We start from the raw sequence: 25,821 nt of genomic DNA on the forward strand, positions 1-25,821 counted from the left end.
GGGATCACCTGTGAATCTGGGTGCTGTACTGGTCACCGGCCTGTTCGCCGGTGGCGTCTCCTGCGCCGCCGTACAGGGCGGGCTGCTCACCGGCCTGGTCACCCGCCAACGCAACGCCGCACCGGCGGCTCAGCCCGGGGCGCGGGCCAAGGCCACGGTGGGCGCCGCCCAGGGGCCCGCGTCAGCAAAGTCGTCCGGTAAGGCGCCCGGCAGGACCGCACCGCCGGCTCGCAAACCGCAGCAGCAGTGGCGTGCCCGCACCATCGAACCTCCGAAGCCGCTGGGCGTGCGCGCGGTGGCCGGGCTGCGCACGCTGCAGGCCCAGGCGGGTGACGACTTCGCCCCGGTCGGGGCGTTCCTGGGCGGCAAGCTCGTCTCCCACACCCTGCTGGGTGCGCTGCTCGGCGCGGTCGGCGGCGCGGCACAACTGTCCCCGACGGTGCGGGTGTGGACCCAGCTGGCTGCCGGGGCGCTGATCATCGCGTTCGGGCTGGCCCAGCTGGGTGTCCCCGGGTTCAAGAAGTTCACCCTCGAGCCCCCGGCGGCCTGGATGCGGTTCGTGCGCGGCCGGGCCCGGTCCCAGGCCGCTTTCGCCCCCGCCCTGCTCGGCTTCTTCACCATTCTCGTCCCGTGCGGGATCACCCTGTCCATGGAAGCCCTCGCGTTGACCTCCGGCTCCGCGCTGTCCGGCGCCGCCACCATGGCCGTGTTCGTCATCGGCACCAGCCCACTGTTCGCGATCCTCGGCTACGCCGCCCGCAGGGCAGCCGCCGCCTGGCAGGGCCGCCTCGCGGTCGTCACCGGCCTGGTCGTGCTCGGTATGGGCCTGTACACGCTCAACGGTGGCCTGACCCTCGCCGACTCTCCGCTGGCCGCCCGCAACCTGCCCCAGACCGTCGGCGTCCAAGCCCCGCCGCCGGTCACCGACCCGGCCGTGGTGCACCCGGTCGCCGACGGCCGGCAGGAAGTCATCGTGACCGTACGCGACACCTCCTACAGCCCGAAGAACATTGCCGTCCGTGCCGGCGTGCCCACCACGCTCGTCATGCGCTCCGACGGCGTCGTCGGGTGCACCAGCTATTTCGTGATCCCCTCGCTTGACAAGCAGTTGGCCCTGCCGCAAAGCGGTGACACCCGCATCGACCTCGGCGTTCTGCAACCCGGCACGCTGCACTACACCTGCGCCATGGGCATGTACAGCGGCCAACTCACCATCACCCCCTGACAGGAACGACAGGAGCCTGACCATGGGACAGACAGTCACCCGCACGTTCACCGTCGAGGGCATGCACTGCGCCAGCTGCGGCATGCTCATCGACGACGCCCTCGAAGACCTCGACGGCGTCACCTCCTCGGCGACAAGCCTGCGCGCCGGCCAGGCGAAGGTGGACCTGGACCCGGACCGGTGCGCCCCCGACGACGTGATCGCCGCCATCGCCGAGGCCGGCTACACCGCCCGGCTGGACGCACAATGAGCAGCCTCGCGGGCGCGGCGGGGATGCCGGCGGCGCCGGACCGTCCGCGCGGGTGGGTACGGTTCGCGCCGCTCTGGGCGCTGGGCGTGCCCGCCGCCTGGTTCGGCTACGTCCTCGCGTTCAACCCCACCGACCGCGTCGGTGACCCGACCGGCCCCTGCCTGTGGCACATGGCCTTCGGCATCGACGGACCGACCTGCGGCATCACCCGAATGACCTGGTACCTGCTACACGGTGACATCATCGACGCCGCCCGCATGCACCTGGCTGCCCTCGCCCTGGTCCCGGCCGGCGCCTACGTGTGGCTGTGGTGGATCGCCGGCTGGGTTTTCGGCAGGCAGCTACCCACGCCACGGATCAGCAGGCGCATCGCGATCGGCATCGCCATCGCGTTCGTCGTCTACTCGGTGGTGCTGCGCAACCTGCCTTGGGCGCCGTTCACCTGGTTCTACGTGCCGGACCTGATGGCCTGACGGCCCCCCGGCCGCCACGCAAGATCAGCACCAAGAAAGACGAGATCGGCGAGCCGTGGATACAGACGTCGCATGAGACAACCCGACAAGCGGCCACCGATGGGGTGGCGGCAGTCCCACTCACCGCCGCCTGATCCGAAATTGAGGAGACAGAGCATGACGTCGCAGACCACCGGGCCTGCACTGCCGGCCGCCACCGGCCTGATCGAGCTGCAGATCGGCGGCATGACCTGCGCCTCCTGTGCGGCCCGGATCGAGAAGAAACTCAACAAGCTCGACGGCGTTACCGCCACCGTCAACTACGCCACCGAGAAGGCGCGAGTCCAGTTCTCGCCACAGCTGAGCCCGGCCGACCTGATCGCTACCGTCGAGCAGACCGGCTACACCGCGCACGTCCCGCAACCACCCTCGCCCACCCCGGCTACGGGCCCCGATTCCGAGGAAGACAACCTTCGGCGGCTGCGCCAGCGGCTGTGGGTCAGCGTCGCCCTCGCCGTCCCTGTGGTGGTGTTGGCCATGGTGCCGGCGTGGCAGTTCACCAACTGGCAGTGGCTCTCGGCGATCCTCGCCGCACCGGTCGTCGCCTACGGCGGCTGGCCGTTCCACAAGGCCGCCTGGACGAACCTGCGTCACGGCGCGGCCACCATGGACACGCTCATCTCCGTCGGCACGTTGGCGGCGTTCGCCTGGTCGATGTACGCGCTGTTCCTCGGTGACGCCGGCCAGCCTGGGATGACGCACCCGTTCACCTTCACCATCGAACGCGGCTCCGGCGCCGACAACATCTACCTGGAGGTGGCCGCCGCGGTCACCGCGGCCATCCTCGCCGGCCGCTTCTTCGAGGCCCGCGCCAAACGCCGCGCCGGCGCCGCACTGCGGGCCCTGCTGGAACTGGGTGCCAAGGACGTCGCCGTGCTGCGTAACGGACGGGAGGAGCGCATCCCCACCGACCAGCTCGCGGTCGGGGACCGGTTCGTGGTCCGCCCCGGCGAAAAGATCGCCACCGACGGGGTCGTCGACGAGGGCGCCTCCGCGGTCGACCAGAGCATGCTCACGGGCGAGTCCGTACCCGTCGAAGTCGGCCCCGGTGATGTGGTGGTCGGCGCAACCGTCAACGCCGGCGGCCGGCTCATCGTCCGGGCCACCCGCATCGGCGCCGACACCCAGCTCGCCCAGATGGCCAAGCTGGTCGAGGACGCGCAGAACGGCAAAGCGCAGGTGCAACGCCTCGCCGACCGGGTCTCCGCCGTCTTCGTCCCCATCGTCATCGTCCTGGCCATTGGCACCCTCGGCTTCTGGCTCGGCACCGGAGAACCGGCCGGGGCGGCGTTCACCGCCGCGGTCGCCGTCCTCATCATCGCCTGCCCCTGCGCCCTCGGCCTGGCCACCCCGACCGCGCTGCTGGTCGGCACCGGCCGCGGCGCCCAGCTCGGCATCCTCATCAAGGGCCCCGAGGTGCTGGAATCCACCCGCCGGATCGACACCGTCGTGCTGGACAAGACCGGCACCGTCACCACCGGCCGGATGGCGCTCACCCGCCTCGTCACCGACGAGGCTGTCGAGGAGGCCGAGGCGCTGCGTATCGCGGGCGCGCTCGAGCACGCTTCCGAGCACCCCATCGCCAAGGCCATCGCCGCGGCAGCAATCGACCGGGTCGGCCAGCTGCCGGCCGTCACCGACTTCACCAACCTGGAAGGACTCGGCGTATCCGGGATCGTCGAGCAGCGGGCCGTCTTGGTGGGCCGGCCGCGGCTGCTCACCGACCACGGCCACGAGCTGCCGGCTACCCTCGCGCAGGCCATCGATGCAGCGCAGGCTGCCGGTAAGACTGCCGTGGTGGCCGGCTGGGACGGCGTCGTACGCGCGGTGCTGATCGTCGCGGACGAGGTGAAACCGACCAGCCGTGAGGCGATCGCGCAACTGCGGGCGCTTGGCCTGACCCCGGTGCTGCTCACCGGGGACAATGAGACCGTGGCCCGGACCGTGGCTGCCGACGTCGGCATCACTGCGCACGCGCCGGGCGGCGAAGGAGCCGGGCAGGTGATTGCCGAGGTGCTGCCGGCCGACAAGGTCGAGGTGATCAAGCGGTTGCAGGCCGACGGCAAGGTGGTGGCGATGGTCGGCGACGGCGTCAACGACGCCGCCGCCCTCGCCCAAGCCGACCTCGGACTCGCCATGGGCACCGGCACCGACGCGGCGATAGAAGCCTCCGACCTGACGCTCGTCCGTGGTGACCTGCGAGTTGCCGCCGACGCGATCCGGCTATCCCGCCGCACCCTGGGCACCATCAAGGGCAACCTGTTCTGGGCGTTCGGCTACAACATCGCGGCCCTGCCACTAGCCGCCGCCGGCCTGCTCAACCCCATGATCGCCGGTGCCGTCATGGCCTTCAGCTCAGTTTTCGTCGTCTCCAACAGCCTGCGGCTACGTACCTTCCAGCCACATGCTTCCAAGGGGTAGCGGCGGCAATAGGCGCGGCAGGGAGGGCTGCCGTACGGATCAGACCCGGGTGAGGCGTGGCAAGGGCTGCTCAGCGACATTTAATCGGCTCGGAAATTCGGCTGCTGGAGGTAGGTATGTGTATGAACGGGATGGGCCCGGCGATGATGGCGTTCATGGGCCTCGCAATCCTGGCCGTGCTGGCCGTGCTGGCAGCACTGGTCGTTGGCGTGATCTGGCTCGCCCGCCGCAGTTTCTTCCCGGGTCGTAATGAGCAGGGCGAAAAGGGGGAGGATGTGTTGCGCCGCCGCTACGCTGCCGGCGAGATTGGCGACGACGAGTACCGCCAGCGCCTAGCAATGCTGCGCGGCCATCCCACCGAACCCGGCCCTGCCGATACGACGGACCGGAAAGGCAACCCGCAGCTATGACCGGCGGCGGGAAGGCAGGCCGCGAGCGGTCACGCCGCCAGTCGACTGGGCACCTGGCCTCTACGGCAGGTCAATGACCCGGATCGATCGCCCGCTGTCCGCACGCGGGTGATCATCAACCACACCCCGATTTGCGGCGCCGCAGCAGGCTGCCGGCTGCAGCCCTGCTGCGCCGCCGCTGCTGCAACAGCCGGGCCACCTCCCCTACCGGCGTGCCCAGCCCCAACGATCAGGTGCCGGGTGATCAGGACCGCGTCGAGCGTCGCGGCGGGGAGCGCGAGCAGGCCGAGGACCTCATCGCCACTTGGCGCTATCATCACGGTATGGCGATTGGTTATTCTCTGGATCTGAGCCCGGCTGTGGCGCTGTTCCGCTCGCTGGCCGACCCCACCCGACTGGCAATCTTGCAGCTTCTCGCTGCGGGCGAGGCGCGCGTCGTGGACCTGACGGGGGAGTTGGAAACTGGCGCAGTCCACAGTGTCGAAGCACCTGGCGTGTCTTCGTGACTGCGGCCTGATCGACTACCGGGTTGAGGGCCGCCAGTCGTTCTACTCACTGACCCGCCCGGAGCTACTCGACCTGCTGCGCTCAGCGGAACAGCTTCTGGCCGCCACGGGCGAGGCGGTCGCCCTGTGCCCGGTCTACGGCACGCCGGCCGACTCCCCGGCGGCGGTGACGGCGTGAGCGTGTCGCTGCTGACGCCGGAGCGTCGGGCGGTGCTGTCCCGGCGCAGCCTGTGGCTGGCCTACGCCACCGCCGGCTACAACCTGTTGGAGGGCCTGGTCGCCATCGCCGCCGGCGCGGCCGCCTCCTCCACGGCACTGATCGGCTTCGGCCTGGACTCGTTCGTCGAGGTGTCCAGCGCCGCCGTCCTGATCTGGCAGTTCCGCTCCCGAGTGCCCGAGGATCGAGAGCGGCTGGCACTGCGACTCATCGGCCTGTCGTTCTTCGCCCTGGCCGCCTGGGTGACCTTCGACGCCGCCCGCTCCCTGCTGGCCGGCGGCGACGCCGACGCCAACTCGGCGGGCTGCGCGCCGCTATCCTGCCCGGTCGGTATGACACCCCCACCCTCTGCAACCATCGCGGCGAGCGCATCCGCCAGCTCAGCGACCGTCCGCTCCGTATAGATTCGTCCATCAAACGGACGAGCAAGCTCGGCCGTGGTGTTCCGTTCTGCCCAACCCGGGCCGACCAGAACCACGCTGCAAGCGATGCCCAGGCGCGCCGGAAGCGTGCCCAGCCTGGCACCGCTTTTCCTTGCCGTTCCGCCGTCCCGTGCAACCGAGACGGCGACCGCGTGCGTCACCGCCGGCGAATGCACAAGCACGGCGAGTTGCCCACCCTCGTTACGGCCATCCTCTGCGGCAGCGGCCGGGTTGGCTCCCACGCGGGTCAACAGCTCACGTGACGCACCGTTCATCGCAAGCCGGTGGTACGGGACCGGACGGTCGTCAAGCAGCTCGCACAGGGAGGTCGTTACCGCAGCTTGCACCTTTTTGCCGGTACTGCTCCTATGGGCGACCCATGCACTGCCCACCGCTCGCTGGGTCAGCAAAAGTTCGTAGGGGACGCCGTGAGCCCGCATCTGCTCAACCAGCGCCCATCCGCGCTGCCGTCCAGGCTCGTCGTCGATCTCAGGCAGCAGGTGTTCAACTGGCCGGGCCGGCTGGGCGGCCGGACTGCTCGCCGTCACTCGGCCGGTGATGACCGCGTCGATGACGTCAAACACGGCCTTCAGCTGGTCGTTTTTCCACTTGCCACGTAGGTCGGTAGGGACCGACGCGTCGCGGACTCTGGCGCGCAGGTCCCGATAAGACAAGCCCGCTGCTGCGCAGAGCGCGGTCACGACATTGCCGTCGTCCTGCTGTGCGGCGATGACGGCGGCCAGCGTCACGCTCGCCAGGGTTCGAGTCGCGGTCCGGGCGGCCAGCGTGTCAAGGGCGGCCCTGTACTGCGCCGGACGCAACACCTCATCCAACGCGAGAAGCTCCTGGCTCGGATCCAGTTCGGAAACCACCTCGGCGCGGCAGACCTGCCGAATGACCCGGCCAGCTAGTCCTTGGACATCGGCCACCGGCGCCTGATCTTCAATCGTCAGCAAGGACGCCAAGAGGTTCGGCAGATTGATCGGCTGAGACACCGCGCGTTCCTCGCTGAGCCACGCCAGCGCATCCCTGGTAGACGTTCTCCGGGTGACTTGCCTGACGTACGCCTCGGCGTCTTGCAGCTCCAACCTAGATCCTTCCAATTTGCGAGACGAACCCCAGGCACCCACACCAGATGCGCCATCGCCGGCGCGGGGACGGCGACCGCCAGGGCGGCCCGGTCCGATTCTGCCGCACGACGAGTGGTTACGTCCCACCCCGAAGGGGCAGCTTCTAGTGAGCAGGACGCACCGGCACGACGTGTGGCAGCGAGCCGTGCCGCCACGTCGCGGGCAACTAGGCGAGCAACACTGCTTTACGCGGCAGGCCCGCCGTCGGTCTGCATCCCCGACCCTCAACCCATCAATGATGTTCACGCCGACCAGCCCTTACGGCATCGCCCCAGTCGGCACGAAATCATCGCGTAACGGCACATAGCAACTCTCCACCGTCAGCTAGGGCGCCCGGGCTCGCCGGGCACCGCCGATGGAATAGCGCCGACGGCTACGAAGAGATCGAGGCCGGCATCAACGGCAGGATCGTCTATGCGGGGATCAGCACGAACATGAGCCTGCTCGACACCGCACCGCGGGCCGGTTGGCCGGGCCAACGCAGGTCAACGCAGGTCAGTCTCTGCCAACGCGGGTCGACGCGCAGGTCGTTACACTGACCACTCGCGCCCCCGTAGCTCAGGGGATAGAGCATCGGTTTCCTAACCCGACGCTCCGCTTGTAGCCGCAGGCTGATGACCTGCGGCTTTCCGTTTCGCTGCCCATGTGTTCCGGTCGCAGCGGGGTGTTGCTGTGGTCGCTTGCTAAAGATCAGCCAGGCGGTGTTCGTAATGGTCCAACCGCAAAGAGTAGGACCACGGTGGACAGTGCATCGTTGCCCCTGCCCATGCGATGCAACCCTGACTCGAACCTTCTGATCCGTAGAAGGGTGACCCACCTCCCCTCCAAATACAGAGTCTCAGGTCTTGGTCGGGTCGGTCCGGAGCGAGAAGTCTCGCCGCAGCGCTGTGATCTTGATTCTGAGGTCATCGTGGGCGGCGGAGTCGTCGAGGCTGTTCTCGAGCCGACGACGTTGAGTAGCCGAGCGTTGTCCGACAGCTTTCCCAAGCTGCATGGCGACCCGGGCGAACGGCCGTCACTCGTCTTTGAAGAACGCTGTTTTGAACAGGTCGGCAGCGTCGATGAGCTCGGCTGTGGTGACCTCGAACTCGCCCCTGGTGACCGCGTCGTTACCGTCCTCTGTCAGGACCCACGTCACGGACACCAACCTCGCTTGCGGGTCCCGCGCGAGGATCACGTAGTCGTCTTGGTCGCTCGTCCATGGCACGTTGGGTCGGAACGACTCCGGCGTGAGCACGACCTCGGCGTCGTCGCCTCGATTGGTCCATACGATGGGGTAGCCGCGCGGCGTGATCCGAAGTTCGCCGGGGTCGAATCCCGTCCCGAACGGGTCGTGCCGTCGCATGACGGGCTCGACCACCTTCTCGTAGTCGGCATCGTCAGCCTCGCGGTAGTCGAAGGCTTCGCAACCATGAAAGTTCACGATGAGATGGGGCTTCGCGACGAACCGGTCACGGCTGACGACCCTGACTCCTACGCCAGGCAGACCGACGCCGAGGAAGTGCTCTCGCCCCTGCGCGATATGGGCGGACTTCTCGCTCCGCCACGCGTCCAGACGCTCCGCTCGCTCCTCTGCCGTCGGCGGCGGTCCCCCTGTGAGGATGCTTGATGCCAGGGGCGCCGATGTGGACGCGAAAGTGCTCTTCTCCGGCTCGTGCTGCTTGCTGAACTGTTCTTCTTCCAACTGGTACAGGCGCTCCAGCACCTCGTCAACGAGATTAACGCGCCCGATGGGGCCGAGAATCTCCACGTCGATATCGATCGGCGCTCTGCCGCCTCCGCGAGCCCGCTCGACGAGAGCAAGCACCTCGCCGGCCCGGGCTGGGCGGGTATTGCTGGTTCCCCGCACATAGACCGCACCGTCCTCGAGATTGTCCCGACGGTCATCTCCCTGGAAGCTCTTGTGGCATGGGTAGATCGGCTGACCATCCTGCGGCGGCTGCGCGATGACGAACAGCACCTCGCGATCGTCACCGACGCCGATCCTCCCGAATTCAAACGCGGGGAACTGCGACCCGAGATATGGGCGGAGCCGGTCCTCCAGCTCGTGAGCCTCAACGCCACGGGGCACGCCCGGCGTGCTGCCCTTCTGCGCGCCGATGACCAGCACCGCGTAGCCGTGGAAGTGCCGTGCCGCCTCGTGCGGACGTCGGTTGGCCGCTCCCAGCAGGAACTTGGCCACCTTCGCCACGCCGGCCTTGCTGCCGAGATCAAGGCTGCTCTTGACCTCGAGGTAGGTTGTCTCGGCCTCGTCGCCGACTGCGATCACGTGGTCGAGAATGCTCCGCTGAGCGCGCTCACCGAGAGGGATGACGTCGGTCGCAAACGTCACGGGCTTCGGCTCGGGCGGCTCAGCCGCAGCGGCATCAGCAGGCATGGGTCGATTGTCCCACCCACCGCCGACACCACGGTATGTCGAAAGTCGGGCTGATGAGGGCCTCGGACACACACGCATCATCAGGACGCGTAGCCAATGGCCGGGAAGCTTCGTGTGTCGGTAGCCCCGGCCATACTCGGAACATGTGCAGCGATCGTCGTTAGGCGTCGCTCTCCCGGGAGGAAGAGGCCCGGGAGAGTACCTGCTGGGCGCGAGAGGCTCGTCGTAGCCTTGGCCGCGATACCACCCGTCGGCCAGCCAAGCCTCGCTCCAGCACACTCCGCTGCCGCATGGTCGGGCCAGCAGCGGCGTCCAGACCGCGGGGGCCGGCCGGACTCCTATAGGTTGCCGCCTCTCAATACACTGGGCCGGGTCGTGACTACGGAGGTGCCGGGAGTGCGGGATGTCCTGCTCGCGGATCTCGTAGGCCGGGTGAGCGACTTCCAGGCGGGTGGACCCCCGCAGCGGGTATTGGATGCCGAAGGGTTGGGCGTCGCGGCCGATCTGCTGCGTCTTACGGCTGATGAGGTGACTGACCGCGAGTCTGTCGACACCGACGCTCTCTACGCGGCCGCAACATACTACACGCGCGGTCTGTCGCCTGGCAGAACCTCGTGACGTCCGTACAACGCGACTCACAGGCGCCGTCCGGCGAGGATTCGCACGGCAGTGCCAAGGACGATCTTGCCACAGCGCTCGACCTGTACGGGCAACTGTTCCTGGCCGACCACAGGCGGGTACCGCGGGACCTGTGGCCCTACGTGATCCGAGAGACCGGACACGACCCGTGGCGAGATCCTCTTGACCGCGCGGCTGATCTGATCATCGATGGGGAAGAGTCCGGGGACTTGGCCCCCGTCGGGCTTCGGGAGCCGGTGACAGGACGAAGCGCTGACGTCGCCGGCCCCCGGCGAGGGCCGCACCGTCGTATTCTGGAGCGCGTCATGACGGAACACGTCCGCGTCCCTGAGGACAGCAACCTGCCGGAGCCAGCAGACACATCGTCTGCGGAGGCGGACGACAGGGTGCTGCGGGCCCTCGCCGGGTCCAGGGCACGGCATGTCACGCTGCCGAGTGGACGGACGCTCACTGCGGACGAGTTGGCGACGTTGGCAGCCGCCGACACACCGGCCATCGCGTCCTATACCTGGGCGTTTCAGGATCTTGCTGTGATGTGTCTCATATGGACATAGAAAAGTGCCTCTGATCTGGGAAAATCTGAGTGTCTAGGTCAGAGAGAACCCGAATCGAGAGGCACTTTTCGCGTGAACGACTCTACCCGATGGTCGCAGCGGCTGACCATCACGGCCAACGGCACCGGCGTCGTTTCCCACGCAGACGCCACCCTGCTACGGCTGACCGCCGACCGCACCGGCCTGACCAGGGCCCTGTCACACATCCTGCACCGTGACGATTTCAGCCCCGAGCACGACCGGGGTCAGGTCTTGACCGACACGGCAGTCATGATGGCCGACGGCGGCAACACGATGCGGGCCATCGAGGTGCTGCGCCATCAGCGGGATCTTCTCGGCGAGGCCGGCGAAGTAGCCGCCGGGCAGCGCCAGCCCGACCGGGTCGGTGGCGAGCCAGACGAGCGTATCGGCGCCGCCGGTTGGGCCGGTCATGGTCATCGGCAGCAGTTGGCCGGCCAGACAGCTGGGGCTGATGCGGGCGAACCTGGTGCGAACCAGGCCGGGTTTGGAAGCAGGTCGGCACCACGCCGCGGTCCGTCCAGCGGCGGGGCGGCCTCGGCGGTGTGAACAGGATTTTGGCCTGCTTGCTCGGCGTACGCCAGCCACCTGCTGTACCAGCGGCGCCGCGGACGGCCCACGCGGTCCGGGCGCACCCTGCCCCACCACTCGGCCAGCGACGCGGTCGTGATCAGCCGCCCGGGCGGGTCGTCGGCCAGCCGGTCCAGCAGCAGGTGCGTGAGCAGGTACCCGGCGAGGTGGTTGACCTGCATAGTCAGCTCGTGGCCGTCGGCGGTGCGGCGGGGTCGGGGCGCCAGCAGTCCGGCGTTGTTGGCCAGCACGTCGATCCGGTCGTACCGCCCGCGCCGCCAAGCGCCGAGCCGCCGCACCTGGTCGAGGACCGCGAAGTCGGCCAGCTCGTGGTCGGGCGCCGCCTCGACCTCGGCGACCGCGTCGCGCAGCCGGCCGGGGTGGCGGCCGACGAGCACCACCCGGTCACCGCTGGCGGCCAGCCGCACCGCCGCGGCGCGCCCGATACCGGAACTGGCGCCGGTGATCACGACAGTGCGCATGCCCTCCCTGAGCATCGCCGGACCCAGCGACCAGGATTCCAGGTGGGTCAGGGCAGCAGCTTCTGGACTGCGGTTTTCAGGTCGGCCATGGCTGCGCGGTAGAAGCGGGGTCCGTAGGACACCCGCGCCACACCAAGTTCCTGGAGCGTGGCCAGGTCCAGCTGCTCACCGGTGTTGCCGTTGACCGGGCCGGGTAGCTCCCTGATGAGGGTGGCGATGTCGCGCTTGTGGCGCACGCCGATCGGGTAGATGCAGTCGGCACCGGCGTTCCGGTAGAGCAGGCCCCGCCGGATCGTCTCCGCGACTCGATCCGGTTCCGGTATCCCGCTGGGGGGCAGGAAGGTGTCGACGCGGGCGTTGATGACGATCGGGACTCCGGCATCGCCAGCCGCGGAGCGGACGTCCGCGAGCCATTGCGCGTGCGCGCCGGCTTCGACCAGACCGCCCGCCCGGTGGTCGGTATCCTCCAGGTTGCAGCCGACCGCGCCGATGGCCAGCAACCGGTCCACCAGTTCACGAGGCCGCATGCCGTATCCCGCCTCGGCGTCCACCGTCACCGGGACCGGGACCGCCCGGATGACCCGTCCGGCTGCGGCGAACATCTCCTGCCACGGCGCACCCTCGCCGTCGGGATAGCCGAGCATCGCCGAGATGGCAGCGCTGGCAGTGGCTACCGCGGGAAATCCCGCTTCGGCCACGATCCCTGCACTGGCCGCATCCCACACATTGGGCAGCACGAGCATCTTCCCGCCGTGCAGCTGGCGGAGCCTTTCGGCGAGGGCCTTCAGATCCGTTACCTGTGTCATGCTGGTATCCTGGTCGTAAATTTGGGCCGAGTTATGAAGTCGGGCAGGCTCACCGCAAGCCGGTGTGTGGTCGGTGGCAATCCCATGAGGGACCGCGCATCCCTCGGTTCGCCCTCCGCTGGAGTACACGAAGTGCCGGTGGAGGCCCTGGCCGGCGGCACGCCGATAGCGAGCCCGCCACACGGCCCAACCACTGCGGGCCTGCCGGGCAGGGCCTGCATCGCCTTGGGGGCTGTCAGTCGACGACCAGGCCGCCGGTGAGGTTGGCGATCGCGCCGGTGATCGCACTGGAGCGGTCCGAGGCGACGAATGCGGCAACGTTGGCGATCTCGGCGACCGTGGGCAGGTGCTTGCGCACCGTCAGGTCACGAATGCGGGCAGCGAACGCGTCGCGGGTGATGCCGTAGGCGTCGGCGTGCAGGCCGTACACCTCGGTGAGCTGCGGTGTCTCCGGCATGCCGGCCGCGTTCAGGCATACCACCCGCACACCGTGCGGACCGACCTCGGCGGCCAGCCCCCGGGACAGCGACTCGATCGCCGCCCACGCCGGCGCCATACCTCCCATGCGTGGAGTGGCCGTCCGGGAGGGGCTCGCGGTGATCATCAGGATCACGCCCGAGCCCTGGTCGGTCATGCGCCGCGCGGCGGCCCGAGCGGTCAGGAAGTTGGCCTTGGGGTAGGTGGCCATCGGCAGGTCGAAGCTGTCGGGTGACAGGTCGACGATCTGGGTGCCCTGAATGCCCGTCTGAGGGAGGCTGACGAGGTTGAACGAGATGTCGAGGGATCCAGCGTTCTTGACCACCGCGTCGGCGTGCGCTTCGACAGCGTCCTCGTCCAGGACATCCACGGTGGCGACGTCGGCGACCCCGCCGGCGGCCTTGATCTTTTCGGCGACCGCCTCCAACGCAGCGCGGGTGCGGCCGGCGAGGAACACGCGTGCCCCCTCCGCGGCGAAGGCCTGCGCGACCTCGGCTCCGATGTACCCGCTCGCTCCGTAGATGACCGCGTTCTTCTTCTCGAGCAACACTGGTTCCTCCTGGTTTCGTGATGCAACCACATGACCGTAGCAGTAGCCAGTAGTGTCATGCAACCAGTCGGAGGTACGCTGCATCCATGCTTGGCCGTACGTATGACACGCAGGACTGCTCGGCGGCGCGGGCGCTCGAGATCGTCGGTGAGCGGTGGAGTCTGATGATCATCCGTCATGCGCTCTTCCGTGGTGTCACCCGCTTCGGAGACTTCCAGCGCAGCCTCCGAATCGCCCGCAACGTGCTTGCGGCGCGGCTCGACCGGTTCGTTGAAGACGGGCTGATGTCGCGGCAACCCGATGTGGCCGGGTCGGCGTACCAGGAGTACGTCCTGACCGAGAAGGGCCGCGAACTGCAGCCGGTCATCATCGCCCTCACGCACTGGGGTGACCGCTGGGCCGCGCCAGACGGCCCCCCGATCATCTTGAGGCACGCCAGCTGCGGCGGTGAGGTCCACGAGCAGACCTTCTGCGACGACTGCGGCCAACCCGTGCCCATAGACGCAGTCGAAGCCCACCCCACGCGCCGATCGCACCTAGCGTGACGCGCTCGACTGTGAGCGCGGGCAAATCTGGCCGTAATGATTGATCGCTGTGCCGAAGTCCACGGCGCCGCGAGGCGGCGTAACAACCTGGTGGGCCCGCGTACACCGCGCTGACCCGGGGCCTGGGCCGGCCGGCCCACCACCTACCGCGCATCGGCGGCGGGCTGCTCGCGGTCTCCGGCGCGTACCTGGCCGCCACGTGGGCAACCGCCCAGTGCGGCGCCCCCACCAGCTTGTGCGGTGCCAAAACTGTGTTTCGGGCTGTGAGCTGGGGATTCGCAGGTGGATCAGGCAGCTCGGTGATACTCGTTGATGACGCCGCTCAGGACGCGGCGTCGCTGGATCGGTTTGTCGATCGCGACGACCACGGCGGGGTCGTGGTCGGGTGGATGCTGGTCCAGGCGCTGGTGCGGCCGGTGCCGGTCGAAGTGGTCCTCGTAGTCGTGGAGCACCGTCCGGGCGTGCTGCTCGTTGTAGATCAGGACCCGGTCGGCGCACTCGGCCCTGACACTGCGCACGAAGCGCTCCGCGAACGCGTTTGCCCGAGGTGTGCGCGGCGGGATCTTCACGACGTCGATGCCTTCGGCGGCGAACACGGCGTCGAAGGACGCGGTGAACTTGGCGTCGCGGTCGCGGATCAGGAACCGGAACCGTGTCACATGCTCGCCGAGGTCCAGCACCACGCGTGCGCCATACTGCCGCACGCGTCAATGATCATTCGGATTGTGTGACGATCACGCATCCGTTCCACCCGTTGGCGGGGCAGCGTGTCACAGTGCTGTTCACCGCCCGGCGTGGCGGGGTACGAATGTTGACATGCCGGTCTGGATCGAGGCAGGTCACCGTGGCGGAGTCCTGGACTGACCACGGCCCCGAGCCGCAGCAGCAGCGACTGTCGGTGGAGGGCCTGCAGGAGTTGCTCGCCTTGGTTGCCGCGTTGCGGCAACGGCGGGACGTCCAGCAGGGGGCCGACGGCGAGGGTGAGCGGGAGATACGGTCGAAAGGTGACAGCCGAGGCTCGACGGGTCGAGATGGTGATGGTCCTGGCGAACATGACCATGACGGCCCTGGGAGGCGGCCATGAACGGCGAGCAGAAGGTCACCGCCGGTCACCGGCAGCGGTTGGCTGTCGTCTATCTGCGACAGTCCAGCCTCGCTCAGGTTCGTGACAACACCGAGTCGACGCTGCGGCAGTATGACCTGGCCGAGACCGCCATCAGGCTGGGCTGGCCCTCGACGCAGGTCAAGGTCATCGATGCGGATCTGGGCTGCTCCGGTCGACAGGCGGCCTCACGCGCGGGTTTGCAGGAGCTTGTCGGACAGGTCTGTATCGGCGAGGTCGGCATCATCCTGGTCCTGGAAGTCTCCCGACTGACCCGTTGCTCGGCAGATTTCGCCCGGCTGTTGGAGTTGGCCCGTCTGGCCGACACCCCATCAGAACTCGAAACACCAAAGGAGAAGGGCACTATGAAGCCATCATCAGGTTGCGGGCCTGCCGGGTGGTCCACGCCGCGGTCGGGTGGGCGGTGACACCGAGAATGTGGACCCGCCGGGTCGCAACCTCCATGACGAACAACACATAGTGCTCAACGAAGATCCGGAGGTTCCGGACATGGGTTCCTTCAACATCACCTTATCGAACATATGTTCGACAAGCACCACAAACTCGGTCCGTCACTGCATCTTTACTGAGCGCAAGCTGGAGGCGTTAGGTGCGCGGCGGTAGGCAAGCCGTCGACATGACCGACCAAAGGCCACGTCAACGACGCCAGGACGCATCGACTCGAACGCAACGGTGGTACACCGGCTCTCGGGACGCCCTGTCGCCGGAGGCGATCACGAAGGGATCCACAGTGGACGGACAATCCACTGGATTTCCGGTGTAATCGGGCCCACTGAGCGAAGCCGATCAAGGCTCTGACCAGGGACGCCGACCTTCTGGACTAGTTGAGTCGGCCTGGAGCGCGGTGCCAGCATTGCTGCTGGTCCGTTTCTCCAGGCCGCTCGCCGAGTGAAGTGGGCCGCCAGCGAGGTGCCCGTGGCGTGGGTCCTTTTCTGTCGGCCTCTTCCCGAACCGTGCTGGTCGGTTTCCCTGACACACGGCTCTCCAGTGGTCAGTTCCGGAGGGATGTGCCTTTCCGGCCGGCGTGGATGTCCTCGTGGCAGGTCCGGCAGATGACCAGGGTCTTGCGGCGCCGTTTCGCCATGAGGTGCACCCATGCGGGTTTGTCGGGCCGGTCGTGACGGTTGAGGTCGGCGAGTTTGCGCAGGTGATGGACTTCCAACCTGTCGGTGGACTCGCAGAGCTCGCATTGTCCGGCCAGCAGCCGGTGGATCAGTTCGTTGCGTTTGGCGCTGGCCATGATCGGTGACTGGTCGGTCAGGACTGCTGCGCGTTGGCGGCGTAGCGGGATTCCGCCGAAGCGGGCGACCAGTGGTTTCCTGCCCCGGTCCCGGGTGACGGTGACCTGGAAACAGGTCCGTGGCCCGTCGGGGGTGCCGATGACCGTCTTGTACTTGCTGGCCATCTTCGTGACGGTGGACCGGTGTTTGCCCGCGAGGGTCTTGAGCATCGAGGTCTCCATGACCCAGCGCAGGGTGTCCAGGCGGAACACGTCCTGGGCGAGCAGGTAGTACTGGACCAGGCCCCGGTACTCGGCCTGGTACTTCGCGACGATGGTGAAGTCGTCGTCGTGAAGCAGCGCACCGCGTTGAGCGGGTTTGCCTTCGCGCAGGTAGTTCGCGCATCGCTGCCTGATGACGTCGCGGGGCACGAACAATCCAATCGCTCCGTTGACCGCTCGGCGGCCTCGGGTGATCTTCGTGTCCGAGTGTTGCGTCTTGATCTCGTAGCCGAGGAACCGCGCCGCCTGGCTGGTGGCGTGGGTGATCAACGTTTTGGACGGCGAGAGTTCCAGCTTGAGCTGGTCACGCAGGAACGTCGCGATCCTCGTCTTGATCTGTTCGGCTTCGTGCCTCGGTCCGGCAAATCCGAGTAGCCAGTCGTCGGCTTATGCCGGATGGCCAGTTATGCCGCGCTCTCGCTCGGATGGCTGGCCGATAGGTGTTTGTCAGAGCGGTGGCTCGGCATAATCCTCAGACCTCGACGGGTGCCGTGATGCCATAGATAGATCCAGTATGGGTGTTAAGGCCCACACTGGAGGTAATCGTGGAAGTGGATGTGGTTCAGCGAAAGTTTGGTCATCGGTCTCGGATCGAAGTACGCGGGCCGCTGGCGCCCTATGCGATCGGGTGGCGGGCTGAGCTCGGCCGACAGGGTTATGTCCTGCACGCGATCACCCAGCAGATGTCGCTGATGGCGGACCTGAGCGGCTGGATGCATGACCGGGATCTGGCAGCTACGGGGTTGACGACACCGGTCGTGGTGGAGTTTCTCGACGGGAGGCGAGGGCGCGGGCAACGCAAGATGATCTCGCCTCGGGCGCTGGCGCCGTTGCTGAGCTATCTGCATGGCTTGCGGGTTGCACCTGACCCGTCCCTGCGGTACGCCATCACGCCCCTGGACGAGGTGCTGGAGTCATACCGCGTCTTCCTGGAAGGTGAGCGGGGTCTGGCACGGGCAACGGTTGCCAAGTACGAGCGGCTTGCTCGTGTGTTCATGGCGGACGTGGCCGGCCCTGACGGCATCGTGGTGCAGGAGCTGACGTCCGGGCACGTCACGGGCTTCATGGTGCGTTACTGCGCCGGGTTGAACCCGTGGTCGGCGAAGGGCATGGTAGTGGCGTTGCGGTCACTGCTGGGGTTCCTGCATGTGGCAGGCCATGTATCGACGTCGCTGGTCGCGGCGGTGCCATCCGTGCCGGGATGGTCGCAGTCCGCATTGCCACGCGGCCTGGACACAATGAAGGTGACCGCGCTGTTGGACAGCTGCGACCGCGGCACCGCCAAGGGCCGCCGCGACTACGCGATTCTCGTCGTGCTTGCCCGGTTGGGGCTGCGTTCGATCGAGGTCGCCAACCTGCGGCTCGACGATATCGACTGGCGTGGCGGAGAGTTGATCATCTGCGGCAAGGGCAATCAGGTTGAACCGATGCCGCTGCCCACAGACGTCGGAGACGCTCTGGCGGACTACGTGCGGCATGGCCGGCCGCGCGGCCCAAGCCGGGCGCTGTTCCTCATCACTCGAGCACCGTGGAACGGTCTGACTCCGATGGGGGTGCGCGAGGTGGTGTCCACCGCGGGGAAGCGGGCAGGACTCGACGGCCGGGTCGGGACGCACCGCCTGCGCCACGCTGTGGCCTGTGACCTGCTGCGCCGCGGCGCGGCGCTGACCGAGGTCGCGCAACTGTTGCGACACCGGGACCAACGAATCACGGCGACCTACGCGAAAGTCGACCAGGCGGCGCTGGTCGCATTGGCCCAGCCCTGGCCAGGCGCGTCGTGAACCCGCTGCGTCGAAGGGCCGAGGAGTACCTGACGATGCGCCGCGCGCTGGGCTACCAACTGGACCGGCACGGCCGGCTGCTGTTGCAGTTCATTGACTACCTTGAGCGCGCGAGAGTGTCGACGATCACCGTCGACGCCGCGGTGACCTGGGCGAGGCAACCGGTCGATGCGACGCCGGCCTGGTGGGCCTCCCGGTTGTCGGTCATCCGATGTTTCGCCCGGCATCTGCACGCTCTCGACCCGGCGACCGAGATCCCACCAGCCGACCTGCTGCCCGGCCACTACCACCGCACCGCCCCACGCCTGTATTCCATCGCCGAGATCACCGACATCGTGCATGCGACGGGGCTCCTGTCCGCACCGTTGCAGGCCGCGACGTTTCGCGCGTTGATCGGATTGCTCGCGGTGACCGGCGTCAGGGTGGGCGAAGCCGTCCGCCTTGAGCGTGACGACGTCGACCTCGACACGGCGACGTTGACGATCATCAAGTCCAAGCACGGCCAGTCACGCCAACTACCGCTGCACCCCTCGGCGGTGACGGCGCTCGGCGAATACGCGCGACGCCGCGATCACCTGCTGGCAACAGCAGTCGCGGCCCCGAGCTTCTTCGTCTCCACCACCGGCACCCGCCTGGCGGTGGCAAAAGTCGACATCGTGTTCGCCCGATTGCTCTACCACTGCGGCATCCAACCGTCCCCGGGTCGGCGAGCACCCCGCGTCCACGACCTTCGCCACAGCTTCGCCGTGGCGACCGTCCTGCACTGGTATCGCACCGGCGCGGACGTCCATGCTCTCCTGCCGTCGCTGTCGACCTACCTCGGTCACGTCGCCCCCGAGTCCACCTATTGGTACCTGCAAGCGGCGCCCGAACTCCTCGCCCTGGCCGCCGCCCGGCTCGAACACCCTCGGGAGTCGACATGACCTCCTTCGCTCCGCTCCTCGAAGCATTCTTCTCCGACAGGTTGATCAACCAACGCCACGCCAGTAGCCACACCGTGGCGGCCTACCGCGACTCGTTCAAACTCCTCCTCACCTTCACCGAACAGCGCACCGGAAAGCAGCCCGCACAGCTGGACACCGCCGACCTCGACGCACCCCTGATCGGCGCGTTCCTCCAGCACCTGGAACACGACCGCGGCAATTCCGTACGCACCCGTAACGCGCGTCTGGCAGCGATCCAATCCTTGTTCCGCTACGCCGCCCTGCGCACCCCCGAACACGCCGCGCTCATCCAACGGGTGCTGGCCATCCCTACCAAACGCGGCGACCGCAGGATCGTCAACTTCCTGACCAGCGACGAAATCGACGCCCTACTCAGGGCACCCAACAGGTCAACGTGGATCGGAAGACGTGATCACGCGCTGCTGCAACTTACCGCCCAGACCGGGCTACGCCTGACTGAACTGACCGTCCTGCAACTGCAAGACCTGCACCTCGACACCGGTCCGCACGTCCGATGCCACGGCAAGGGCCGCAAGGAACGCTGCACCCCGCTGACCACCCAAACCGTGAAAGTCCAACGAGTCTGGCTCGCCGAACGAGGCGGAGGCGACACCGACGCCCTCTTCCCGTCCCATCGCGGCGGCGCATTGGGCCACGACGCGGTCCAACATCTCGTCGCCAAACACGCCGCGACAGCCGCGGTCAGCACCCCGTCGCTGGCCGCCAAGAACGTCACCCCGCACACCCTGCGCCATAGCGCCGCCATGGCGCTGCTCCACGCTGGCGTGGACATCACCGTCATCGCGCTCTGGCTCGGCCACGAGTCCACCCAGGCCACACAGGCATATCTGCACGCGGACATGAAACTCAAAGAACAAGCCCTCGCCCGCACCTCGCCCGCCGGCACCAGCCCCGGACGCTACCGCGCACCAGACACCCTGCTCGCGTTCCTCAACGGCTTGTAGCTGATCCGATCCGATCAACCCGACCCGTTATGCCGCGTCCTCGCCACAAGCCCGACCGGCTCACCAGCGGACCAAATCGAGAGCGCGGCATAACTGGCCATTCGGCATAAGCGCGTAGGCACAGCCAGCTCGTGTCGTACCCGATCGAGGCCAGATCACTTTCGACGACGTCGAGTCCGCGTCGGAGGAGGGCGGCGACGTTCTCCACGAAGACGAGCGGCGGTCGAAGTACGCGAACGGCGTGGGCGACGCAGGTCCAGACGCTGGAGTGCTCGCCGCCGATGCCGGCGCGCTTGCCCGCGTTGGAGATGTCCTGGCATGGAAACCCGGCAGTGAGGATGTCGACGGGTTCGACGGTGTTCCAGTCGACGGCGCGGATGTCGCGGAGGTTGGGCACGCCGGGCCAGTGGTGGGCCAGGACGGTGCGGGCGTGCCGGTCGGTCTCGGCGTACCAGGTGAGCTGGCCGCCGAGCACCAGCTCGACGGCCATGTCGAGTCCGCCGTATCCGCTGCACAGCGATCCGATGCGCGGTTCGGGCCCCGGCCCGGCACGGTGGTCACTCACTCCACCTCCCGCACAGGCATCGCCTGCAGGTCCGCGTCGGCGCCGAGGCTCAGGTACGGTGTGGCCCGTTCGCTCATTCGCGGCCCTCCCGTTGCTCACTCGGGGTCTTGGCGAACACGAGGACGTCTTCGTGTGCGATGAGGTGCATCGGGGTGCCTGCGGTGCGGGCCCGGCGGACCTGCTGGAGCTGGAAGAAGCTGGGCCGGGCGACGAGGTGCCCGTCGCGGACGGCCGCCAGGAGTGCGACGCACCGGTCGACCGGGGTCAGGCCTGCGCGGATCCCCGCGCCGATGACCGCGGACGGCAGGTCGACCAGCTGGCCGTGCTTGCGCCACGGCCGTGCGGTGACCACGACGACGCCGCCGGGGCGCAGCAGTGTGTGGCAGCCGGCCAGGATCTGCGCGAACCCGTCGGCGAGTCCGGTGAGGTCGCGGTAGGCGAGGTTGCCTCGGTCGGTGCCGTCGTTGTAGGCGTTGGCGAACTTCGCCACCCCGTCCGCGCCTGGGCGGACCAGTCCGTGGACGGTCGGCCCGTACGGCGGAGATGTCACCACCAGGGCGACCTGGCCGGCAAGTGCGGCGGGAACGAGGGACAGGATGCGGGTTGCGTCGCCGCGCATCACCGCCGCCCTGCCGGTCGCCCCTTGGCCCTGGGCGTGGGTGGTGTTGGCGTCGGCGATGTCGGACCAGCGGGACTCGTATTCGACGCCGATGGCGTCGCGGCCGGCGTGGATGGCCTCGACGAGGGTGGTGCCGATGCCGCACATCGGGTCGAGGACCAGGTCCCCGGGGTTGGTGTAGGCGGCGACGGCGTGGGCGGCGATCGCCGGCAGCATCCGGGCGGGGTGCTTCACCGATTCGGGCACGTAGCGGCCTCGACGCTGCACCGGCCCGGTGCTCTGGGCGGTCGCCCACACCGACAGGCCCTCTGGCCCGGTCGGGGCCGGGTGGCGTCCGTCGTACTCCCGGTGGCGATCCTCGGTGTCGCGGTGCATGCCGCCGGTGCCCTCCGGCCGACCGGCTCGTCCGGTCCGTGGGTGGTGGGGTGCTCAGCCACGGCGGTCACCGCCCTCGCGGTGCCGCCGCCGTTGCGACGGGGTGGCCGGTGGGGGGCTGAACACCAGCAGGTCGGCGTGGACGCGGTGGTGCGTGAGCGTCCACTGCTGCCCGGCCGTCTCCTGGGCGAGGGCGAGGAGTTCTTCGTCGGTGACGTGGTAGACGAAGGTGTCGACGTCGGTGTCGGCGGTGACCGCGACGATGTGCTGCAGGTAGCCCAGCTCGACGTTCGCCGCCGCGGCGGCGAGAGGGCCGAAGTCCTCCGGCGTCGCGATGGCGCCGGCGGGGACCGCGACGATGAGCACGAGGCAGCCGCCGGGGCGCAGCAGCCGGGCGCACGCGGTCAGCAGGCACGCCAGGCGTACCCGGTTGGCGGCCTCGTTGGCGTCGAGGGGCCAGGAGGCGACCAGCAGCCCGGTCGCCTGCGGCGAGCCAGCGGGGTCGGCCGGGTCGGTGAGGTCGTCACCGAACCAGGCGCTCACCTCCGGCACGTCGTCGTACTGCTGCTGCTCGTCCGACGGGTTGGGTTCGGCAGGTTCGCTGGCCGGACCGATGAGGAGGTTGGGTCCGTCGGTGAACCAGCCGGGGTGGTGTCGGCGCCGTCCGGCGAGGCAGGCGGTGGTGAGGGCGTGGTCGTCGGTGCAGTCGACGACAGTGTCGCCGGGCCGGCTGTAGGCGGACACGAGGCGGTAGGCCAAGCGGGCGCCGACGGTGCGGCCTGCGTCGGCGGAGGTTCGGGCGGTCCGCCACACGGTGATCGGCACCGGCGGGTCGCCGGCCACAAGATCGGTCAGGGTCGGGTCGGCGCCGGAGCGGTCCGGGTCGACGGGGCGGGCGGGGGCCTGGTGCTGCGGCGTGTGCTCGCTCATGTGGTGTCGGCTCCGCGCCGCGCGGGCAGTGCGCTGACACCCTCAAACCCGTGTTTGTGTGCTCTGGCGAACGCCCCCCGTTCTCACAACGGCTCACAGCCGCTCACAACCAGCGCGAAATGAGGTACTTAGCCCCGATGTCTCGCCTCACGACCGCGTGGTTGCTCCGCTTCGCAGCGGAACGGTGTCGCCGGTGCCGCGCCATTGGGTCAGGGTGCGCCAGCCGAAGGCGAGCAGCAGACCCAGCAGGTAGAGCAGCAGCGCGAGCCAGGCCACGGGTTAGGCCTTCCGGTCGGTGCAGCAACCATCGGTGCAGCCCGAGCCTTGGCCGGTGGCGGCGTCGACGGCAGGCAGGGGTGCGCAGTCGTCGCAGTGTTCACCGCGCCAGGCTTCAACGCCTTCCTTGACCGCGACCCCGGCGATGACGAGCGCGGCGATCGGGTCGGCCCACGACCAGCCCCAGACGGCGTTGAGGACCAGGCCGACGAGCAGCACCGCCGAGAGGCAGGTGCACAGCATGGTCTGGGTCGAGTCGGCCATGACCGTGGCCGAGCCGAGCTCCCGGCCGGTGCGGCGCTTGGCCCGCACGAGCAGCGGCATCACGAGCAGCGACGCGATGGCAAGGCCGATCCCCACCGGGCTGGCGTCAGCGTCGCCGCCGGCCAGCAGCGACCGGACGGCATCGAACGTCACCCAGGCGGCCAGAGCGAAGAACGACGCGCCGATCAGCCGCAGCGCCAGCCGCTCCCGATCCTCGGGCACCCGCGAGCGGAACTGCCAGATCAATACGGCCGCGCTGGACACCTCGACGAACGAGTCCAGGCCGAAGCCGATCAGCGCCGTGGAGGAAGCCGCAGCGCCAGCGGCGATCGCGACCAGGCCCTCCAACAGGTTGTAGCCGGCGGTGGCGTAGGCGAGCCACATGCTGCGCCGGGACAGCACCACACGACGCTCCGGGGTGAGCAAGGAGGCGCTCATGCCCTCAGCTCCGCCGGGGAATCGGCCGGGCTCCCGTAGGCCGGGCACAATGCGACCGCCTCGCCGGTCGCGGCTAGAACCTGTTCTGCCGAGCGCAGCAGGTCCAGCAGCTCTGGGCGGGTCAGGGCATAGAACGACTGGCGACCCTCGACGCGGTAGTCGATCAGGCCGCAGCCACGAAGACACGCCAGGTGCTTCGACACCGTCGACTGCGCCAACCCCAACTCGCCTGTCAGGTCCACCACCCGAGCCTCACCGGTCGCGATTCGGCGCAGGATGGCCAGCCGGGTCGGGTCGCCGAGGGACCGGAACAACGCCACGGCAGGGTCGAGCCCCGGGGTGCAATTAATCGCCACACCGTGATGATAGCCAGATGTAGCGATGGCTTGCCAAGGCGGGGCGGCATGCAATCTACGTGCAACAGGCGGCCGGGATCACCGGCCAAGCGCGGCCAACCAAGGCAACGGCGACCAAGGCGGCGGGGGCAGATACAAAGAGGTCCCCACCCACGCTTGCGCAAGTGGGGACCGGCAGCCCGGTGAAAGGCCATGTGGCCAAGGGCGGGGCCGAACCGCCGACCTTCCGATTTTCAGGCATCCGCATTTCCGCAGGTCAGGCAGCCGCCGCACCCCGTCGTGCGATGGTCTGTGCGATTAGCTCCGCGTAGTGACAGCCGTGCGACATCGCGGGTGCAGAGGCGCAACAGCGTAGGGATCTTGACAGCCGGGAATTGAGGGCCCCATGAGCCTGAATGACGCGGACCCGGTGTTGGTCGCCGTCCGGCTGGTGGTGGCGGTCATCAGCCTGGGGCTACTCGTGTTCGGCGTCCGCGTCGCCGTGACGCGCCAGTTGCCCCGGAAGCAGATCCACTTCGGGCGGTCAACAGCGGAGCAGCGTCCCCAGCCGGTCCGCATCGGGGGCGGCGTTGCGCTGGCGGGCGCGAGCCTGTTGATCCAGCAAGTCGCGTCGCTCATCTCTATACCCTCCGCACTCGAACTTGCCCTGCTCGGGGTGGCACTGGTTCTTTTCGTAACTGCGGTTGGATGGTTTGCCCTCCGGCGGGATTAGCCGCCCTAAAGGACGTCTCGTAACTCGGTGAAGGCGTTGCCCGTGACCGCGCTGGGGCTCAGCCGACGAGGGCGATGTTGTGGAGGTGGGCGATGGCGGAAGCGGTGTCGGTCAATGTGCTGGCAGCGCGGCGGTAGTCGCGCAGGATCTTCCAGCACTTCATCCTGGCCAGGGCGTGTTCGACCTGGGCGCGGACGGTGCGGTGCTGGGCGTTCAGTTCTTCCTTCCAAGCAGGTAGCGGGCTGCCGTCGCGGTTCTTGCGGTAGGGGATGATCACGTCGGGGTTGCCGCGGTAGGCGCCGTCGGCCATGACGGGCCTGCCGGCCAGCTTTTGGTCGATGCCGCTGGTGCGGTAGACGATCGTGTCGTTGCGGTTGCCGGGTTGCGGGTCGCCGAGGGCGATGACGAGGCGGGCGGTGGCGTCGATGGCGACCTGCAGATTCGTCGAGTAGCGGTAGTTCTTGCTCGGTGCGGCCAGACGGTGGTCCCGGGTGGGGATCAGGGTGCCGTCGACGATGGCGATCTGGTCGACCGGGCGCCGTCGCACCGGGGCCAGGGCCAGTAGCGGTCCGAGCGTGTCGATGACTCGGTGTGCGGCGGAGTGCGAAACTCCGAACAGCGGGCCGATCTGGCGCATGGTCAGGTTGGTGCGCCAGTACACGGCGACCAGCAGCACCCGGTCGGGCAGGTCGAGGGCCCACTGCCGGCCCGGCCGGCAGTCAGCGATGGCGTCCCCGCCGCGTTCGGCGACCAGACGGACCAGCCGGCGGAACTGCGCCGGCTGCAGGCCGGAGAACGGGAAGATCCACTCCGGCCGGGCTGAGGAGATCACCTGCACCACGACATCTTCGACAACTGTCC

The 25,821-nt window shown here is 68.3% G+C and carries 28 protein-coding genes and 2 pseudogenes; 16 read left to right on the forward strand and 14 right to left on the reverse strand.

The window, feature by feature from the left end; translation table 11 throughout:
* Nucleotides 1-10 precede the first annotated feature (10 nt).
* The 8 genes and pseudogenes from JNW87_RS01305 (at nt 11) to JNW87_RS01340 (ending at nt 6,583) form a co-directional block, all read left to right on the forward strand.
* A complete protein-coding gene (locus JNW87_RS01305) occupies nt 11-1,225 on the forward strand; it encodes a sulfite exporter TauE/SafE family protein (protein ID WP_238452770.1) in 1,215 nt (404 codons plus the stop codon).
* Nucleotides 1,226-1,247: 22 nt separating this feature from the next.
* Nucleotides 1,248-1,475 (forward strand): heavy-metal-associated domain-containing protein, encoded by a 228-nt coding sequence (locus tag JNW87_RS01310; RefSeq protein ID WP_238452771.1) that lies wholly within the window; start codon nt 1,248-1,250, stop codon nt 1,473-1,475.
* Nucleotides 1,472-1,948 (forward strand): DUF2752 domain-containing protein, encoded by a 477-nt coding sequence (locus JNW87_RS01315; protein ID WP_238452772.1) that lies wholly within the window; start codon nt 1,472-1,474, stop codon nt 1,946-1,948. Before JNW87_RS01310 ends, JNW87_RS01315 begins: the two co-directional genes overlap by 4 nt.
* Before the next feature lie 156 nt (nt 1,949-2,104).
* Nucleotides 2,105-4,408: a cation-translocating P-type ATPase gene (locus JNW87_RS01320; protein WP_238452773.1), complete on the forward strand. Its 2,304-nt coding sequence runs from the start codon at nt 2,105-2,107 to the stop codon at nt 4,406-4,408.
* A gap of 122 nt (nt 4,409-4,530) precedes the next feature.
* Nucleotides 4,531-4,818 (forward strand): hypothetical protein, encoded by a 288-nt coding sequence (locus JNW87_RS01325; RefSeq protein WP_238452774.1) that lies wholly within the window; start codon nt 4,531-4,533, stop codon nt 4,816-4,818.
* A gap of 323 nt (nt 4,819-5,141) precedes the next feature.
* Nucleotides 5,142-5,502, forward strand: a pseudogene (locus tag JNW87_RS01330) (ArsR/SmtB family transcription factor).
* A pseudogene (locus JNW87_RS01335) lies at nt 5,499-5,846 on the forward strand (hypothetical protein); the annotation flags it as partial. The pseudogenes JNW87_RS01330 and JNW87_RS01335, both read left to right, overlap by 4 nt.
* 545 nt (nt 5,847-6,391) lie before the next feature.
* Nucleotides 6,392-6,583, forward strand: a complete 192-nt coding sequence (locus JNW87_RS01340) for a hypothetical protein (protein ID WP_238452775.1) — start codon at nt 6,392-6,394, stop codon at nt 6,581-6,583.
* Between the two features lie 1,525 nt (nt 6,584-8,108).
* On the opposite strand, the gene JNW87_RS01345 is transcribed toward JNW87_RS01340, so the two are convergent.
* Complete coding sequence (locus JNW87_RS01345; protein WP_238452776.1) at nt 8,109-9,470, reverse strand: hypothetical protein; 1,362 nt, start codon at nt 9,468-9,470, stop codon at nt 8,109-8,111.
* A 432-nt stretch (nt 9,471-9,902) separates the two neighbouring features.
* Here JNW87_RS01345 and JNW87_RS01350 point away from each other — a divergent pair, with 432 nt between their 5' ends.
* Nucleotides 9,903-10,088: a hypothetical protein gene (locus tag JNW87_RS01350; RefSeq protein WP_238452777.1), complete on the forward strand. Its 186-nt coding sequence runs from the start codon at nt 9,903-9,905 to the stop codon at nt 10,086-10,088.
* 773 nt (nt 10,089-10,861) lie between these two features.
* Here JNW87_RS01350 and JNW87_RS01355 read toward each other — a convergent pair.
* The 4 genes from JNW87_RS01355 to JNW87_RS01370 all read right to left on the reverse strand — a co-directional run bounded on the left by JNW87_RS01355 (nt 10,862) and on the right by JNW87_RS01370 (nt 13,650).
* On the reverse strand, nt 10,862-11,101 hold the full coding sequence (locus JNW87_RS01355) for a hypothetical protein (protein WP_238452778.1): 240 nt from the start codon (nt 11,099-11,101) through the stop codon (nt 10,862-10,864).
* The gene (locus tag JNW87_RS01360) at nt 11,098-11,733 is read right to left on the reverse strand and encodes an SDR family NAD(P)-dependent oxidoreductase (protein ID WP_238452779.1); all 636 of its coding nucleotides are present in this window, start codon (nt 11,731-11,733) and stop codon (nt 11,098-11,100) included. Before JNW87_RS01360 ends, JNW87_RS01355 begins: the two co-directional genes overlap by 4 nt.
* Before the next feature lie 47 nt (nt 11,734-11,780).
* Nucleotides 11,781-12,539 (reverse strand): isocitrate lyase/phosphoenolpyruvate mutase family protein, encoded by a 759-nt coding sequence (locus JNW87_RS01365; protein WP_238452780.1) that lies wholly within the window; start codon nt 12,537-12,539, stop codon nt 11,781-11,783.
* A 235-nt stretch (nt 12,540-12,774) separates the two neighbouring features.
* Nucleotides 12,775-13,650 carry an SDR family NAD(P)-dependent oxidoreductase gene (locus JNW87_RS01370; RefSeq protein ID WP_238452781.1) on the reverse strand — a complete coding sequence of 292 codons (876 nt, stop codon included), beginning with the start codon at nt 13,648-13,650 and terminating at the stop codon, nt 12,775-12,777.
* A gap of 2 nt (nt 13,651-13,652) precedes the next feature.
* On the opposite strand from JNW87_RS01370, the gene JNW87_RS01375 reads away from it, so the two are divergent.
* On the forward strand, nt 13,653-14,111 hold the full coding sequence (locus JNW87_RS01375; protein ID WP_238452782.1) for a helix-turn-helix domain-containing protein: 459 nt from the start codon (nt 13,653-13,655) through the stop codon (nt 14,109-14,111).
* A gap of 287 nt (nt 14,112-14,398) precedes the next feature.
* Here the strand turns inward: JNW87_RS01375 and JNW87_RS01380 are convergent, their stop codons facing one another.
* A complete protein-coding gene (locus JNW87_RS01380) occupies nt 14,399-14,794 on the reverse strand; it encodes a transposase (RefSeq protein ID WP_238452783.1) in 396 nt (131 codons plus the stop codon).
* Between the two features lie 44 nt (nt 14,795-14,838).
* On the opposite strand from JNW87_RS01380, the gene JNW87_RS41200 reads away from it, so the two are divergent.
* Both JNW87_RS41200 and JNW87_RS01385 read left to right on the forward strand, forming a co-directional pair.
* On the forward strand, nt 14,839-15,195 hold the full coding sequence (locus tag JNW87_RS41200) for a DUF5372 family protein (RefSeq protein ID WP_375373446.1): 357 nt from the start codon (nt 14,839-14,841) through the stop codon (nt 15,193-15,195).
* Nucleotides 15,192-15,641 (forward strand): recombinase family protein, encoded by a 450-nt coding sequence (locus JNW87_RS01385; RefSeq protein ID WP_238452784.1) that lies wholly within the window; start codon nt 15,192-15,194, stop codon nt 15,639-15,641. The genes JNW87_RS41200 and JNW87_RS01385 overlap by 4 nt, the downstream gene beginning before the upstream one ends.
* A 584-nt stretch (nt 15,642-16,225) precedes the next feature.
* Here the strand turns inward: JNW87_RS01385 and JNW87_RS01390 are convergent.
* Nucleotides 16,226-17,005 (reverse strand): group II intron reverse transcriptase/maturase, encoded by a 780-nt coding sequence (locus JNW87_RS01390; RefSeq protein WP_238452785.1) that lies wholly within the window; start codon nt 17,003-17,005, stop codon nt 16,226-16,228.
* Between the two features lie 275 nt (nt 17,006-17,280).
* On the opposite strand from JNW87_RS01390, the gene JNW87_RS40360 reads away from it, so the two are divergent.
* The 3 genes from JNW87_RS40360 to JNW87_RS01405 are packed head-to-tail and all read left to right on the forward strand — an operon-like array spanning nt 17,281 to nt 20,425.
* Nucleotides 17,281-18,516 carry a tyrosine-type recombinase/integrase gene (locus JNW87_RS40360; RefSeq protein WP_201749946.1) on the forward strand — a complete coding sequence of 412 codons (1,236 nt, stop codon included), beginning with the start codon at nt 17,281-17,283 and terminating at the stop codon, nt 18,514-18,516.
* Nucleotides 18,513-19,439, forward strand: a complete 927-nt coding sequence (locus JNW87_RS01400) for a tyrosine-type recombinase/integrase (protein ID WP_109804953.1) — start codon at nt 18,513-18,515, stop codon at nt 19,437-19,439. Before JNW87_RS40360 ends, JNW87_RS01400 begins: the two co-directional genes overlap by 4 nt.
* A complete protein-coding gene (locus JNW87_RS01405; RefSeq protein WP_238452786.1) occupies nt 19,436-20,425 on the forward strand; it encodes a tyrosine-type recombinase/integrase in 990 nt (329 codons plus the stop codon). Before JNW87_RS01400 ends, JNW87_RS01405 begins: the two co-directional genes overlap by 4 nt.
* On the opposite strand, the gene JNW87_RS01410 is transcribed toward JNW87_RS01405, so the two are convergent.
* The 6 genes from JNW87_RS01410 to JNW87_RS01430 form a co-directional block, all read right to left on the reverse strand.
* On the reverse strand, nt 20,412-20,990 hold the full coding sequence (locus tag JNW87_RS01410; protein ID WP_238452787.1) for a DNA cytosine methyltransferase: 579 nt from the start codon (nt 20,988-20,990) through the stop codon (nt 20,412-20,414). The genes JNW87_RS01405 and JNW87_RS01410 overlap by 14 nt on opposite strands.
* Nucleotides 20,991-21,063: 73 nt before the next feature.
* On the reverse strand, nt 21,064-21,984 hold the full coding sequence (locus JNW87_RS01415; protein ID WP_238452788.1) for a DNA methyltransferase: 921 nt from the start codon (nt 21,982-21,984) through the stop codon (nt 21,064-21,066).
* Nucleotides 21,985-22,038: 54 nt separating this feature from the next.
* Nucleotides 22,039-22,914 (reverse strand): hypothetical protein, encoded by an 876-nt coding sequence (locus JNW87_RS01420; RefSeq protein WP_238452789.1) that lies wholly within the window; start codon nt 22,912-22,914, stop codon nt 22,039-22,041.
* 147 nt (nt 22,915-23,061) lie between these two features.
* Nucleotides 23,062-23,190 carry a hypothetical protein gene (locus JNW87_RS39130; RefSeq protein ID WP_255543271.1) on the reverse strand — a complete coding sequence of 43 codons (129 nt, stop codon included), beginning with the start codon at nt 23,188-23,190 and terminating at the stop codon, nt 23,062-23,064.
* Between the two features lie 3 nt (nt 23,191-23,193).
* Complete coding sequence (locus JNW87_RS01425) at nt 23,194-23,892, reverse strand: cation diffusion facilitator family transporter (protein WP_238452790.1); 699 nt, start codon at nt 23,890-23,892, stop codon at nt 23,194-23,196.
* Nucleotides 23,889-24,248 carry a helix-turn-helix transcriptional regulator gene (locus JNW87_RS01430; protein ID WP_238452791.1) on the reverse strand — a complete coding sequence of 120 codons (360 nt, stop codon included), beginning with the start codon at nt 24,246-24,248 and terminating at the stop codon, nt 23,889-23,891. Before JNW87_RS01430 ends, JNW87_RS01425 begins: the two co-directional genes overlap by 4 nt.
* A gap of 385 nt (nt 24,249-24,633) precedes the next feature.
* On the opposite strand from JNW87_RS01430, the gene JNW87_RS01435 reads away from it, so the two are divergent.
* Nucleotides 24,634-24,960, forward strand: coding sequence for a hypothetical protein (locus tag JNW87_RS01435; RefSeq protein ID WP_238452792.1), 327 nt, complete (start codon nt 24,634-24,636; stop codon nt 24,958-24,960).
* 58 nt (nt 24,961-25,018) lie between these two features.
* Here JNW87_RS01435 and JNW87_RS01440 read toward each other — a convergent pair whose 3' ends face one another.
* Entirely contained in the window at nt 25,019-25,798 is a 780-nt protein-coding gene (locus JNW87_RS01440; protein ID WP_238452793.1) for a transposase family protein, read from the reverse strand.
* Nucleotides 25,799-25,821 lie beyond the last annotated feature (23 nt).

Source organism: Micromonospora sp. ATA51 (assembly GCF_016802855.1).
In the GTDB taxonomy this organism is placed as follows: domain Bacteria; phylum Actinomycetota; class Actinomycetes; order Mycobacteriales; family Micromonosporaceae; genus Micromonospora; species Micromonospora sicca.